Below are 14,769 nucleotides of genomic sequence, written 5' to 3'. Positions count from 1 at the left end.
GGCGGCCTGTTCTTATGGCGGCCGGGTGTTGTTTTCTATGGTGCATGCGTTATAATCCTTCACAGGCAACGCGCCTGCTTTTGGACCCCCTGATATCTGACTCTTCCGCCAAGTTGATGACAGTTATCGGGGGGTTTGTGCATTCAGGTTCCGGGAAATCCCGTAACCTGCTCCTGAACGTTTTACTGGGCACGTCCTGTCCCTGTTTGTTTCCGGAAGTCCGCATTTCTTCCGTAAAACCATCTTCTGCCACCCATCTGCCTCACCACAAAGCAGTCAAACCGTCAGTTTGAGTTAGGTCACAAAAGTATTCTGAATCAACAATCTGTCCCACCACAAGACGATCGCTGACGATCCGAATACTACCTTCTCGTCAGTAATTTTACCAGATGTTAGGCCAGCTAACCGTCGATAGTTTAGATGCTAAACCAGGGCCAGGCTCGCACAACAGCCCCTCTTATTTTCGGACACGGGAGGAATATTCATCCACAACTTCATCTGGAATGGCCTTAATCTACTACAAGCCGTGTTTGCCGACCACTTTCACTTCGTGTCTGAGCGATTCAACCCGCTCACCAATCTTCTCTTCCACCAAGTTGGATGAGGGTGTGTTGTTCTGATAGACACGCAGATTTTTCATGTTGATGGACCCCGGGATTTTGAGGAACGATAGCGCCCATTCAGGGCGAACGTCACCGCTGAGCAGTCTCGATAGTTTGCATGTCCTGAGTTCCGTTTTTGGACTGACCCCACGCCCGTAGACAGCATGGGAACCGATGTATCACCAGCATGCTTCGTAGTCGCACTCGAAAGACAGTTGCTATGCTCAAACTATAGGGCAGGATCGTCTACCGGGGCGGGGTCAGTCCAATTTTAATTACAGTCTCTTTTTTCGCCCCCTCCGTCATGTACAGAGTGATACGTGTTATTTTGCACGCCAGCCATCCCATCATAGCCTGTCAATTGCCAGCATAGCCTGTCATGATACTTCTGAACATTGTATTGCAGTGCATCCCCTGTTTTTCTGGATGTGGTTTTTCCGCCCTCCCCGGGCGTTTTTTTTTTCCATACACCATAAACTCCGCCTGTCACCATGCCCCGTCCACAACCTGCACTCATTCCACTGGTTTTTATATCCAAAAAAATAAACCTTTGACACACATAAAACTAATATAAGCATAATTAACAAAATTACATTCCAATAAAAAACGCCTCAATTATAAAGTACCGCACTCATTCATCCTCTCAGGAAGAATATTAAACTGTGAAAAAAAATCTTATTCGGAAAACCGCACTCGCCACACTTTTGGTGCAGTTTTTATCTCCATTATCTGTTGCCTTTACCCCGGCTATTGCCTCTGCCGCTCAGTCAAACCGCGACACCACCGCGACCGCCGACGTGAACGACAATCAGGCAGCCGCACGCCTTGCCCGGGCCGCATCCCGGGCAGGGACCTTTTTGAGCAACGCCCCGGATACCGATGCCGCTGCATCACTCGCCAGTGCAAGCGCCAGCGGGTACGCCAGTGCCGAAGTCCAGCAGTGGCTCAGCCAGTTCGGCACGGCGCGCACCACCATTGACGTTGATAAGGACTTCTCACTGAAGGGCTCCTCTCTCGACCTGCTGGTGCCACTGCACGACTCGCCTGACCTGCTCACCTTTGCCCAGGGCGGTATCCGCCGGGCGGACGACCGCACGCAGTCCTCCCTCGGCCTCGGCGTGCGCAGCTTCGGGCCCGACAGCATGCTCGGCGCCAGCGCCTTTATCGACCACGACCTCTCCCGCAGCCACACCCGGGCGGGGCTCGGTATTGAATACTGGCGCGACAACCTCCGCCTTGGCGCCAACAGCTACATGCGCCTATCGGGCTGGAAGGACTCCCCGGACGTCACCGACTACCTTGAGCGTCCTGCAAACGGCTGGGACATTACCGCCCGCGGCTGGCTTCCTTCCCTGCCGCAGCTCGGCGCCTCGCTGGGCTTTGAGCGCTACTACGGTAAAGAGGTGGGCCTGTTCGGACACAGCAACCGCCAGAAGGACCCTTATGCCGCCACTGCAGGCCTGAACTGGACGCCGTTCCCGCTGCTCACCCTGAACGCCGGGCAGCGTCAGGGCAAGGGCTCGGCCAGCGACTCCCGCCTGGGTCTTGAGCTGCGCTACACCCCGGGTGTATCCTGGACGCATCAGACCAGTCCTGACTCCGTCGCCGCACTGCGTAGTCTGAGCGGTGCTCGCCATGACCTTGTCGAGCGCAACAGCAACATTGTCCTCGAGTACAAAAAGAAAGAGGTCATATTCCTGAAGACCCAGGAGCAGGTCACTGGCTACGCTGGCGAGCAGAAGCCCCTGAGCGTGGAGATAAAGAGCCGGCATCCTGCTGAGCGCATTGAGTGGCAGTCGCCAGAGCTGGAGGCGGCCGGAGGGATTATCATGTCTTCCGGCCCGTATTCTCACGCTGTTATACTACCGGCCTGGCAGCCGGGAAGAGCTGTCCACGGCAATACCTATACGGTACGCGGCGTTGCCGTGGACAGCCGGGGCAACCGCTCTGCCGCGTCCAGCACCCGCGTTGTCGTTTCACAGGCAGCCATCAGTCCCGCACTGTCGGGCCTGAGCCTTTCGTCGCTTAATCTGGTCCCGGACGGCACCAGTGCGCAGAAAGTCACCCTCACCCTGCGCGATGCAGCCGGCAATCCGGTTGACGTGGACGAAAGTGAGATTGTTACGGAACGCAGCGATAATACCAACAAAAACGCAGCGCGGGCTGCACGCGGTCTCGCCCGGGTGGGGCATTTCGTACGTATCTCTGCCGGCAGCTATGACCTGACGGTTACTCCGGGAACGAAGGAGGAGCACTTCACGCTGACTCCGTATGTGCGCGGCTACAGCGCCGGCACCATCACTGTCAACATCAGCCAGACTCTGAGTGATGCTAACTCCTCACTGGTGGTCGGGCAGCCTGTTACCGACACAGATACGCAGGTGCCTGTAATGCTTACGCTGCGTGATGAGGCGAGCATTCCGATTAACGGCCAGAAGGTGAGATTCAGCAGCGGTCAGGACGGCGTCACCTTCTCTGACGTGCAGGAGTCTGCTGGCGGGGTTTACACTGCCACTATGCGCGCCACGCGGACGGGCGTAGTGACGGTGAGCGCTATTGTGAACGGCATCCAGCTGGCGCAGCCGCAGGCCACCGTCACCGTGAAAGCGGGCTCTGTCTCGCAGACCACTTCAACCCTGAAAACAGACCGTACAGGTTATGCCAGTCATGAGGACGTGGTACTGACACTGACTCTGAAGGATGCATCCGGCAACAGTGTGACGGAGGTGGATCTTGCCTCTGCCACATTTACTGGTCCGGGGCTACAGGAGAAGGAGGGCTCAGCCTGGACGCAGGCCGGCGGCGTCTGGACCCGCACCTTCACCGCGACGAGGGCGGGCACCGGCCTGACGGCCAGCGTCACGCTGGGCGACAGAACCGTCACCTCCGCCGCGTACACCATCACGGCGGGCGCGGCTTCTGCGGCCAACTCCACCCTTGCCGTCAGCGGCGGCGCTAACGGCACGTTCACTGCCGGAGACGAGATGACCGTCACCTTCACCCCGCGCGACGCGCAGGATAACCCGGCGACCATCACGGCTGAGACTGCGGACACCATCACCGTGGCGGGCGCCGCGCCGGCCGAGGGCTCAGCCTGGACGCAGGCCGACGGCGTCTGGACCCGCACCTTCACCGCGACGACGGCGGACACCGGCCTGACGGCCGGCATCACGCTGGGCGACGGAAGCATCACCTCCGCCGCGTACACCATCACGGCGGGCGCGGCTTCTGCGGCCAACTCCACCCTTGCCGTCAGCGGCGGCGCTAACGGCACGTTCACTGCCGGAGACGAGATGACCGTCACCTTCACCCCGCGCGACGCGCAGGATAACCCGGCGACCATCACGGCTGAGACTGCGGACACCATCACCGTGGCGGGCGCCGCGCCGGCCGAGGGCTCAGCCTGGACGCAGGCCGGCGGCGTCTGGACCCGCACCTTCACCGCGACGAGGGCGGGCACCGGCCTGACGGCCAGCGTCACGCTGGGCGACAGAACCGTCACCTCCGCCGCGTACACCATCACGGCGGGCGCGGCTTCTGCGGCCAACTCCACCCTTGCCGTCAGCGGCGGCGCTAACGGCACGTTCACTGCCGGAGACGAGATGACCGTCACCTTCACCCCGCGCGACGCGCAGGATAACCCGGCGACCATCACGGCTGAGACTGCGGACACCATCACCGTGGCGGGCGCCGCGCCGGCCGAGGGCTCAGCCTGGACGCAGGCCGACGGCGTCTGGACCCGCACCTTCACCGCGACGACGGCGGACACCGGCCTGACGGCCGGCATCACGCTGGGCGACGGAAGCATCACCTCCGCCGCGTACACCATCACGGCGGGCGCGGCTTCTGCGGCCAACTCCACCCTTGCCGTCAGCGGCGGCGCTAACGGCACGTTCACTGCCGGAGACGAGATGACCGTCACCTTCACCCCGCGCGACGCGCAGGATAACCCGGCGACCATCACGGCTGAGACTGCGGACACCATCACCGTGGCGGGCGCCGCGCCGGCCGAGGGCTCAGCCTGGACGCAGGCCGACGGCGTCTGGACCCGCACCTTCACCGCGACGACGGCGGACACCGGCCTGACGGCCGGCATCACGCTGGGCGACGGAAGCATCACCTCCGCCGCGTACACCATCACGGCGGGCGCGGCTTCTGCGGCCAACTCCACCCTTGCCGTCAGCGGCGGCGCTAACGGCACGTTCACTGCCGGAGACGAGATGACCGTCACCTTCACCCCGCGCGACGCGCAGGATAACCCGGCGACCATCACGGCTGAGACTGCGGACACCATCACCGTGGCGGGCGCCGCGCCGGCCGAGGGCTCAGCCTGGACGCAGGCCGACGGCGTCTGGACCCGCACCTTCACCGCGACGACGGCGGACACCGGCCTGACGGCCGGCATCACGCTGGGCGACGGAAGCATCACCTCCGCCGCGTACACCATCACGGCGGGCGCGGCTTCTGCGGCCAACTCCACCCTTGCCGTCAGCGGCGGCGCTAACGGCACGTTCACTGCCGGAGACGAGATGACCGTCACCTTCACCCCGCGCGACGCGCAGGATAACCCGGCGACCATCACGGCTGAGACTGCGGACACCATCACCGTGGCGGGCGCCGCGCCGGCCGAGGGCTCAGCCTGGACGCAGGCCGGCGGCGTCTGGACCCGCACCTTCACCGCGACGAGGGCGGGCACCGGCCTGACGGCCAGCGTCACGCTGGGCGACAGAACCGTCACCTCCGCCGCGTACACCATCACGGCGGGCGCGGCTTCTGCGGCCAACTCCACCCTTGCCGTCAGCGGCGGCGCTAACGGCACGTTCACTGCCGGAGACGAGATGACCGTCACCTTCACCCCGCGCGACGCGCAGGATAACCCGGCGACCATCACGGCTGAGACTGCGGACACCATCACCGTGGCGGGCGCCGCGCCGGCCGAGGGCTCAGCCTGGACGCAGGCCGGCGGCGTCTGGACCCGCACCTTCACCGCGACGAGGGCGGGCACCGGCCTGACGGCCAGCGTCACGCTGGGCGACAGAACCGTCACCTCCGCCGCGTACACCATCACGGCGGGCGCGGCTTCTGCGGCCAACTCCACCCTTGCCGTCAGCGGCGGCGCTAACGGCACGTTCACTGCCGGAGACGAGATGACCGTCACCTTCACCCCGCGCGACGCGCAGGATAACCCGGCGACCATCACGGCTGAGACTGCGGACACCATCACCGTGGCGGGCGCCGCGCCGGCCGAGGGCTCAGCCTGGACGCAGGCCGACGGCGTCTGGACCCGCACCTTCACCGCGACGACGGCGGACACCGGCCTGACGGCCAGCGTCACGCTGGGCGACGGAACCGTCACCTCCGCCGCGTACACCATCACGGCGGGCGCGCCTTCTGCGGCCACCTCCACCTTTGTCGTCAGCGGCAACACGTTCAGGATTGGAGACGAGATGACCGTCACCTTCACCGCGATCGACGCGTTTAACAACCCGACGAACATAGATCCTACAGTTCTGGGGATTCTGGTGAACCTCGAGGGCGCCGTGCAGGCCGAGGGCTCAACCTGGACGCAGGTCGACGACGGCGTCTGGACCACCATCTTCATCGCGACGACCGCGACGGAGGAGGGCGCCTTAATGACGGGCGGCTTCATGCTGGCCGACGGAGGCATCAGCACCGGCCCGTACAACATTACGGCGAGTGCCACGAACTAAAGGCAACACCGGAGTACCTGAAAGCCCAGGTACTCCACTCCCTAAACCAAGCGAATAAACTTTATTATGATGAATACTGAAATCACTCCGCAGCAGAAACTTGAGAACATCATTCGCTCCCTCCGGGAACAAAGGAGCATTATGGTCTCCGGGCGGGAAGATATAGCCATGACACTGCGCGCCCATCCCACTGTCTTCTTTCTCGAGGAGGGGCGAGCCTCCCTTCGCCTTAAAAGTAATGGCTACATTATCGCCGACTTCACGGCGCCCGCGGTGCTTGGTCTTGAGCTGCTCTGTGGTCATGAACCTGATACAACCTTGGCCGTCCAGGATTCAGCTCGTCTTATTCAGGTGCTGTCTTCTGACCTTGCTGCGGAAATTGAGCTGTCGGGGATGTGGCATGATGTCTTCAGCATTCTTGCGGACAATGCGCGGCATGTGCGGGATAATCTCGCCATCAGTGCGTTCGGCAGCAATTACCACATCGTTCGCCACCATCTTCTTGCCCTGAGCAACGGTGACGGGGGCCTCCTGAAGCAGGAATCGTTTCACCGGTATATCAGCGAGCGTTCAACCGTCTCCCGCAGCACTCTGTACAAGGTTATCAGGAGCCTGCAGGCTGGGCAGTACATTACCATGGAAAGAGGAAAACTGATTGAGCTTCGACATCTCCCAAAAAATTATTAAAGATGAGCCTGTGGTTGAGGTTTCCATCCTTACCGACCCGCCAGAGTCATGCGTTGCATCAAGGAAGATAAAAGGCTGGCTGTGATTTACTTCACCCGGTGCGGTCAGTTCTTTGCGCTCTTTAGGCTCATGCACAGAACATCGCCGCTGAACGTGGAGTGCGGACCAGACACCGAACCCAGGATACAAGGCTGTCCATGAGTGCGGCAGAGCACCATAAGCGTTACTGATGGGTGCGGTAATCCGGGCACATCGTTTTACGTATCTTCTGCGAGCGGCTCTGGCTGTACGGCAGTTGCATCGAGAATCACAGGAAGTGGCTGAGTGAATTGCCACGGATAATCCAGGCTGAGCCTCTTAATTGTCACAGCCTTTTTTCACAACATATTGAACTATTGCTCGTTACGTTCTTTCCTGTGAAGCATGGGCTCTCATCCAGACTACTGAACCAGCAACACCGGGGCAGCACTCTCTTGGGCAGAAAACCGTATATTCATTATATGTTCTGTATTCTGTGTTCGGTCGCACCATGACCCGATTTCCTGAGCGATATGGTCCAGGTAAGGCCGTTTACAGCCCGCGTTCAAAGTCAGCGGTGATGAACATTACTTTCAATAAGTTGCTTTTATCTCCTGAAGCTTATGGTTTCGTTGACTGGTCAGCGACAGCGCTGGATAGCAGCAATATCCGTGCACTCATCAGATGTGCTGCCAGGGCTAAAAAGAACATACTGACATATCCAGAGATATTGAGCGGGGTCGCACTCGCGGTGGTTTTGGCACAAAACCAATCTGACGATAGACGGAAGCGAACTGCCGTTAAATATCGTGCTCAGCCTCGGACAAAGCAACGAAAGCCAGTCCGTAGAAAGCCAGCAGGACTGCATTGGTGTTCAGCACCAGAGAAGCGACGTGGTCATGCTGTACTGGCGGATAAAGTTTACTCCGTGGGATATGTTATCTAAGATATTGAAAAAATACGTGAATAGGGCGATTTTTTGCTTCAAAGCGGTACTGCAGCGCAAAAAGTATTTTGTGGTGATGGGAGTTGAGGCTTGCTGGCACGCCGTTTATGCGGACGTGTACTCCTCATAACCCGACTCACAGAACTACAGCATACGGTTTCCGGCAGATGAGTGTTCCCACTCATCTTCAGCGAGAATTGAACGTTGAACCTACCAGCTTTAGTTTCCTGAAGCAGAGAAAAGCCCGGTCCTCGGTGCAGGTATGTTCATTACTGAAAAGTGAAAGCCCCTCCAGACTGATTCAGGCAATAATTGAAGTGGGCGGAATTAACAAAACATTTGATTGATGATGAAGCGTTCCGCAGGCTTATACTGACTTAACTTAACATCGGAGAAAGCAGCTATGCGGTTGCCAGAGCGATCTGCCACGGACAGAAAGTGAGATAGGAAAGCATTATACCGACGGTCTGGAAGAACAACCGTGCGCTCTGGCACTTGGCTCTAGATAACATGCGGTACGCCGCCCGCAAGTGCGGGCTGTATATCGGCGTTTTCTGTGCTATCCTTTCCAACGGAAGTCGAATGAAATGGCATCTTCACATTCATTTCTCTTGGGCGTCTGGTCAGACGTCGTCTCGCAGCCGCCCATCACCATCAAATCGCAGTGGCGCAGCCTGATACTGACCGCCGGATGTGATTACTGGCATGTGTACATGTCAAAAAAGAGGGCCGGTGGCAAAAACACCGTGAAATAAGACTCAGCGAAAGCTGAAGCTACAAAATGCGGATGCGGCATTTGACGTTTGTCATAACGGTGGGCTCTGTTGAACCCGCCGTTAATGGACATCTAAAATTACAAGTGCGTTTTAAACCATTCTGTCTGAATGCTGATAACCTGCTTAAGATGCTCTCCTGCATAAAAATCGTAATGACGTGCACTGCTTACCTCATATAGCCTTTTTTCTTTGGCACCCACAGCGTCAAATAAGGCTCGTCCCTGCTCCGGTGGATTAACCGTATCCTGACCAGCAATAACGATCAGGGTTGGGCACGTCACCAGTGAGGCATTAAATGCGGGTTTATACAGAAAAGTTTCGCGCACCGTAAGGAATGGTATTTTAATGTCCATCTTTGGATGTTGCGTTATATTTTCTTCAAAAAATGACTTCGATTCTGTATCGCTCAGTACCCGATTGACCCCCACGAACATTTCTTTACCGGTGCTCTTCTGCTTTTCAGCCATCTTGTCAAGGGTTGAAACAAAAGCTTCTTTCTCTTCCTTATTCATATTCCCGGTAACTATTCCTTCACCGTCTGCAAAAGCCAACTGACTGACAATACATTTAACTCCCTGGCTTCTGACCGCCGCACCAAATACGTGGCATCCTCCAAATGATGTTCCCCACAGGCCAATACGCTGGGCATCAAGGGATGGCTGTTCTCTTGCCCAGTTAACAACGGAGATAATATCGTCAATTTGCATAGCAGGGACCAGGCGTCCGCGTTCGCCGTCACTGTCCCCAAAACCACGATAATCAAACGTGATGGTGGAGAATCCGGCGCGGGTAAATGCTTCAGCAAAATCAGGTAGCAAAAATTCTCTGATACCACAGAAGCCATGGCACAAAATGATCACCGGGCTTTTTGTACTGTCGGAGGGAGAACGAAGCGTCAGAACGATGCCGTTAGAAATTTTTTCTGTTGAAATTTCCATTAATATATATGTCCTTTTATCAGGTCAGTCATTAGAAGAAAAATTAAGCTCTAGAACTCTTTTTAGGAATCTGCAGATATTGGTCCTGAATATAGCACCTCCGACCAACGTTCTAAATACAACCGATTAAACTGGTTCTTCCTTTGATCCAGAACGTCTTTTCCATTTTGATGTAAATAAACTAACTAGCTTAATTAGTTATTTAACGTCATAGCTGAGGATTAATTTCCTCCGAACATTATAAATCAATACAATCACAACAATAAATAAACACATCACACTAATAGGATTAGTTAAAAATACAGCGACATCTCCTCGTGATAGCAGCATAGCTCGCCGTAAATTCTCTTCGAATATTGGACCAAGAACAAAGCCCAGAAGTAAAGGAGCAGGTTGAAATCCTAGGCGAGATAAAGAATAACTAAAAACGCCAATAGCCAGCGCAATCAAAACATCAAAAATATTTGCATTCGTGCTATATACACCGATACATATTAAGAAGAGTACAATAGGAAATATTAGTCTATAAGGAATAGATAGCATCTTAGTCCAGCATCCAATTAGAGGTACATTAAGAATTAAAAGTAATAAATTCCCAACCCAGAAACTGGCTATAAGCCCCCAAAAAATTAACGGATACTCGTTTATTAATTGAGGACCTGGCTGAATATTTTGGATCATTAGCGCACCAAGCATAAGCGCCATTACAGCATCTCCTGGAACACCGATACTCATAGTCGGAATAAACGCAGTTTGTGCAGCAGCACTGTTCGCCGCTTCTGGACCTGCAACACCTTCAATTGCTCCATGGCCAAAACGCCTTGGCGATAATGATATTTTTTTTTCAATTGCATAGGACATAAATGATGCTATAGTTGAGCCCGTTCCAGGCAATATACCAAATAATGAACCTATTACTGAGCCTCTGAGAATCGGCATTATTGACTTTTTTCTCCCATTTCGATTTAGTCGCATTGACTTTATAGATATATTGGAGTCGACGGTTTCCCGATTATTATCGCGGTTAGCATTACGCAGGACATCGGAAATTCCAAAAAGTCCCATAGCGATCGCAACAACTGCAATCCCATCATTGAGTTCTGCAAACCCAAACGAAAACCTAACAATTCCAGAATTAATATCTGTACCGATGAGTCCAGCAACCAAACCTAAAAGCATCATCGCAATACCTTTTAATGGCGAGCTCACAGAAACAGTCGATGCCAGCAAGAGACCAAGCATTAAAATAGAAGTATATTCTACCGCTCCAAATTTGAATGCAATACCTGTTAAAAAAGGAGTGAATAATATTATGAGAATAATACCTACAGATGCGCCGATAAAAGATGCAAACATTGAAATCAACAATGCTTGTGCAGCAAGACCTTTTTTGGCCATAGGATATCCATCAAAACAAGTAACTGCATGCGATGTAACACCAGGAATATTCAATAAAATAGATGTTATTGCCCCGCCATATTGAGCCCCATAATATAGACCAGCTAACATCATCAGAGCAGCAGTAGGATCTAGATTATAAGTAATCGGCAATAGAATAGAAATAGCAGCAAGCGGACCAATCCCAGGCAAGACCCCTACGACATTTCCAAGAAAAACCCCTATAAAGGAGTATAGTAAATTAATTGGCTCTAATGCTACAAGAAAGCCGTCAAAAAGGCTAATAATATTATTCATAAAAACTTACATCTCGCGGAAAAATGGAAGCTGAATTTGAAGAGCAAATGCAAAGAGTAACATTGCAATAACACTTGCCAAGGACAGTATCAACGCAGATAACGGAGAATTATTTTTATCCCCTAGTGCTGATATGAACACTATCGAGAAAGTTGCAGGTACTAGACCACAATAAATGCCCAATATCACGAAAGCTAAAAAACCACCAACAAGGAAGAAGAAAGCTCGTAATTCTTGCGTGGAGACTTTTTCGATCTTATCTTGACTTATAGGTACTGCAACCATGATTATACTTATGACAACCATGCTCCCACCTATAATTAAAGGAAAAAAACCCGGCCCCATATTTTCTAATGTTCCTCTCGGGTAGCTAAGTCCGCCATACAGAGTAATGATAGCGATTGAAAATATAACCACTGATGAAGCCCACTCTCTTTTTTTACTTTTCAATTTTTCTGTCCATCTCTATTGTTAAAGTTATATTTCAAAACATATCTAAAAGAATTGGTTAAGATTTTGTGTTATACTATTGACTTGTCATTTCTGGCGTCCTCTTCTTTTTTATTTAGTTAAGGGACTGTTTGGCAATCGCCTTTTATAGAATTCTATAAATAATTAAAAATACATACATCAGGGTTATCCATAATTTTATGGCTAAAAATTATCTAGCTGTATCAATAGCAACTCTAGCTGCTGCTAAATCCCAGGCGGCACAACCGACAGTCTTAAAAAAAATGGGGCGTGAAAAATCAGGTTGAGATGTCAAAATATCGGAAAGCGAATGAACCTCCGACCAATCAATTTTCGCTTGAAGCAAATCACCCGCCTCATTTATGCCGCCTGTTTTTTCATCTATAACCACCTGACTGGAACGTACTGTATCAGCAAAAATCTCAGAAGCATTTGGATTACATGTTCCTACACCAATAAGCAATCGTCCAGCGATTGCTGGTTCAGAATAAACAGGATTAGTACTGCTAGTCATAGTTATAACTACATCTACAGACTCAGGGACAACGTTACTAGTGCATGGGCGTAATTCCACACCAATCGAAGAATGTTTACGGCAAAACTCTTTAGCTTTAGCCTCACTTGTTGCTTTAATCCAAAAACTCATATTAGGAAACAATATATTAAATGCCTGTAAGTGACTTATTGCCAGTTTTCCCGTACCGATTAACATTCCCTCAGAAGGCGGAGCAGAACAGAGATGCCGCATACCAACTGCACTTAATACCGCTGTACGCCTTTCTGTTACTGTAGGCCCATCCAGTAATAATATTGATTCGCCACTTTTTGAATCGTAAACCCTTACCTCACTATGTACTAGCGGTAAATCTCGCTTGCGGTTGTTGGGATTAACGAGGATTAGTTTGTGTACAGTTATATCATGGGCACTAGCAACCATCGAAAAAAGATGTCCGTGTTCAGGCAAGGATATATAGGTGCGTGGAGGGCAAGATATTTTCCCTTCGCCATATTCACGGCAAACCTTTTCAAGCGAATTAAATAGTGCTAAATGCCCGATAAGATGTGCAGTCTCTTTAGCATTCCGAGTAATTTTTTCTATTTTTCCAGGTTTTTTCCAGGGTAAACACACTTTTAAACTCATATTACAAACCATCCATTCGAGTTACATGAAATTATTTTGAGCTGTTTTTTTCAGCAAGCGGCGTCCACTTTTTAACTTCATTATTTAAAAAAACTTTAAATTCCTGTGTGTCAGCACCAACATAAATAGCTCCTATATTTTCTAATCTACCCTTGATCCATATCTTATCGACTGGCTGAGTCAAAGCACGCGCGATAACCGATATTACTTCAGGGGGAGTGTTTTTTGGAGCAAATAAACCAACCCATCCTGACGCTTCATAGTTATATAAATCAGGAATCTCAGAAAGAACTGGCACATCTGGTAGATCCTTGAGGCGCCATTTTTCGGCAACTGCAAGAATTTTTATATTGCCTGAGTGAATATGTGGAGTTACAGAAGGAAGACTATCTAGCGTAAAATCTAAACGACCGCCTATGAGATCGATCAATGCGGGTGCGCTTCCCTTATACGGGATATGGGTAAGTTTCATACCAGTCATCTCTTTTAACAACTCAATACCCAAATGTGAAGTAGAGCCCCGACCTCCACTACCATAAACAAGTCCTGCATCACTATTTTTGGAAGTGTTCACTAAGTCTTGTACACTGTTAAATGGAGAGGACTTATTTACAACTAAAGCCATCGGTGTTCTGGAATAAAGAGCAACAGGGATAAGGTCGAGCTCAGGATCAAATCCTGCTTTTGGATAAATTATTTTGTTAGTAACACTGGGGCCTAATGTGCTTACCAAAAGTGTGTAACCATCTGAACGAGCTTTTGATACATAAAACGCCCCTATATTCCCGCCTGCACCAGGTTTATTTTCAACAATAACTTTAACCTTCAACTCACGAGATAAATGCTGTGCCATTATACGACCAGAAATATCAGCACCACCACCTGGAGGAAAAGGAACTATCAACCTTATCATTTTTGATGGGTAAATTTCAGATTCAGCAAAAGCCGATACGAAAAAAACTTGACTAATGGCAAATATAAGCATCAAAAATAATTTATATAATTTGTTGTTCATCATTAATAAATTACCATATAGGTTTGTGTTTAATAATTCCCCGGTTTTAATTAAAACCTTCATTCATATTTGAAACTGCCAACTAAATAAGCTTAAAATGTAAGTTGTAACTAGGTTGATTTCTTCCTATTTGTTGGCACGTAAATGTGTTTAACCCATTAATGCGCCACCAATATTTTTATGATAAACAGAATTATTTTACGTAAGCAGGAATACACATAAGTTATAAAATCCTTTATGATTATCTCTGTAATTTTTAATAATTAAACTTCACTATATTAACAATTCAATATCTAAATCATAATTCTATTTCCCACCCGTGTAAATCACTAAAAAAAACTTCAATTGTTTTTTTGTAACTTAAAACTATTATTTAGTGTTGTTATTTGATTCGTAAGACCCTTGAGTACTGGTGCTCACAGAGGGTTTATAGGTTTGATGAATCACCACAGGTTAGGCGCCTCAGAATCATTTATGGACTGCCCACCCCCCCCTGGTAGACGACCCTGCCCTATAGTTTAAGGCTTCCAATTCAACCATAGTGGCTCATGTGATTGTGCAGTTGGATCACTTGTATATCGATCTTTCATCAACTATAGGTTTAGAACGTACAATTTCCCCTTTTCTTTAGTTGCGATGTAGGTGCTTTTATATGATAATGTAAATATGCATTCACTTGTGTTCCACGCTAATGATCATAATCAAGTACGGGGCATTTTTTATAGATCATAAAACCAAGTAGATCAGTTTATTACTTAAACAGAGATTA

At 51.1% G+C, this 14,769-nt stretch carries 7 protein-coding genes and 2 pseudogenes; 4 read left to right on the top strand and 5 right to left on the bottom strand.

From position 1 onward, the window contains the following. The first annotated feature begins 1,264 nt into the window (after positions 1–1,264). From KGP24_RS23850 to KGP24_RS23835, 4 genes and pseudogenes are all read left to right on the top strand, one after another. A complete protein-coding gene (locus KGP24_RS23850) occupies positions 1,265–6,313 on the top strand; it encodes an inverse autotransporter beta domain-containing protein (protein WP_223563582.1) in 5,049 nt (1,682 codons plus the stop codon). A 66-nt stretch (positions 6,314–6,379) separates the two neighbouring features. Further along, on the top strand, positions 6,380–7,000 hold the full coding sequence (locus KGP24_RS23845) for a helix-turn-helix domain-containing protein (RefSeq protein WP_172689137.1): 621 nt from the start codon (positions 6,380–6,382) through the stop codon (positions 6,998–7,000). 756 nt (positions 7,001–7,756) lie between these two features. Next, a pseudogene (locus KGP24_RS23840) lies at positions 7,757–7,854 on the top strand (IS5/IS1182 family transposase); the annotation flags it as partial. Positions 7,855–8,191: 337 nt separating this feature from the next. Then, a pseudogene (locus KGP24_RS23835) lies at positions 8,192–8,461 on the top strand (Tn3 family transposase); the annotation flags it as partial. Positions 8,462–8,817: 356 nt separating this feature from the next. On the opposite strand, the gene KGP24_RS23830 reads toward KGP24_RS23835, so the two are convergent. The 5 genes from KGP24_RS23830 to KGP24_RS23810 form a co-directional block, all read right to left on the bottom strand. After that, positions 8,818–9,678, bottom strand: coding sequence for an alpha/beta hydrolase (locus KGP24_RS23830; RefSeq protein ID WP_223538175.1), 861 nt, complete (start codon positions 9,676–9,678; stop codon positions 8,818–8,820). Positions 9,679–9,876: 198 nt separating this feature from the next. Then, a complete protein-coding gene (locus KGP24_RS23825; protein WP_143347836.1) occupies positions 9,877–11,373 on the bottom strand; it encodes a tripartite tricarboxylate transporter permease in 1,497 nt (498 codons plus the stop codon). A gap of 6 nt (positions 11,374–11,379) precedes the next feature. Next, positions 11,380–11,823 (bottom strand): tripartite tricarboxylate transporter TctB family protein, encoded by a 444-nt coding sequence (locus tag KGP24_RS23820; protein WP_127728944.1) that lies wholly within the window; start codon positions 11,821–11,823, stop codon positions 11,380–11,382. Between the two features lie 211 nt (positions 11,824–12,034). After that, positions 12,035–12,985, bottom strand: a complete 951-nt coding sequence (locus KGP24_RS23815; RefSeq protein ID WP_223538172.1) for a delta(1)-pyrroline-2-carboxylate reductase family protein — start codon at positions 12,983–12,985, stop codon at positions 12,035–12,037. A gap of 31 nt (positions 12,986–13,016) precedes the next feature. Further along, positions 13,017–14,003, bottom strand: a complete 987-nt coding sequence (locus KGP24_RS23810; protein WP_223538169.1) for a tripartite tricarboxylate transporter substrate binding protein — start codon at positions 14,001–14,003, stop codon at positions 13,017–13,019. Positions 14,004–14,769 lie beyond the last annotated feature (766 nt).

The sequence above is a fragment of the Enterobacter sp. JBIWA008 genome, from assembly GCF_019968765.1.
Taxonomy (GTDB): domain Bacteria; phylum Pseudomonadota; class Gammaproteobacteria; order Enterobacterales; family Enterobacteriaceae; genus Enterobacter.
The sequence above is the reverse complement of the archived record's forward strand: the minus strand, read 5'-3'. Positions and strand labels throughout refer to the sequence as shown.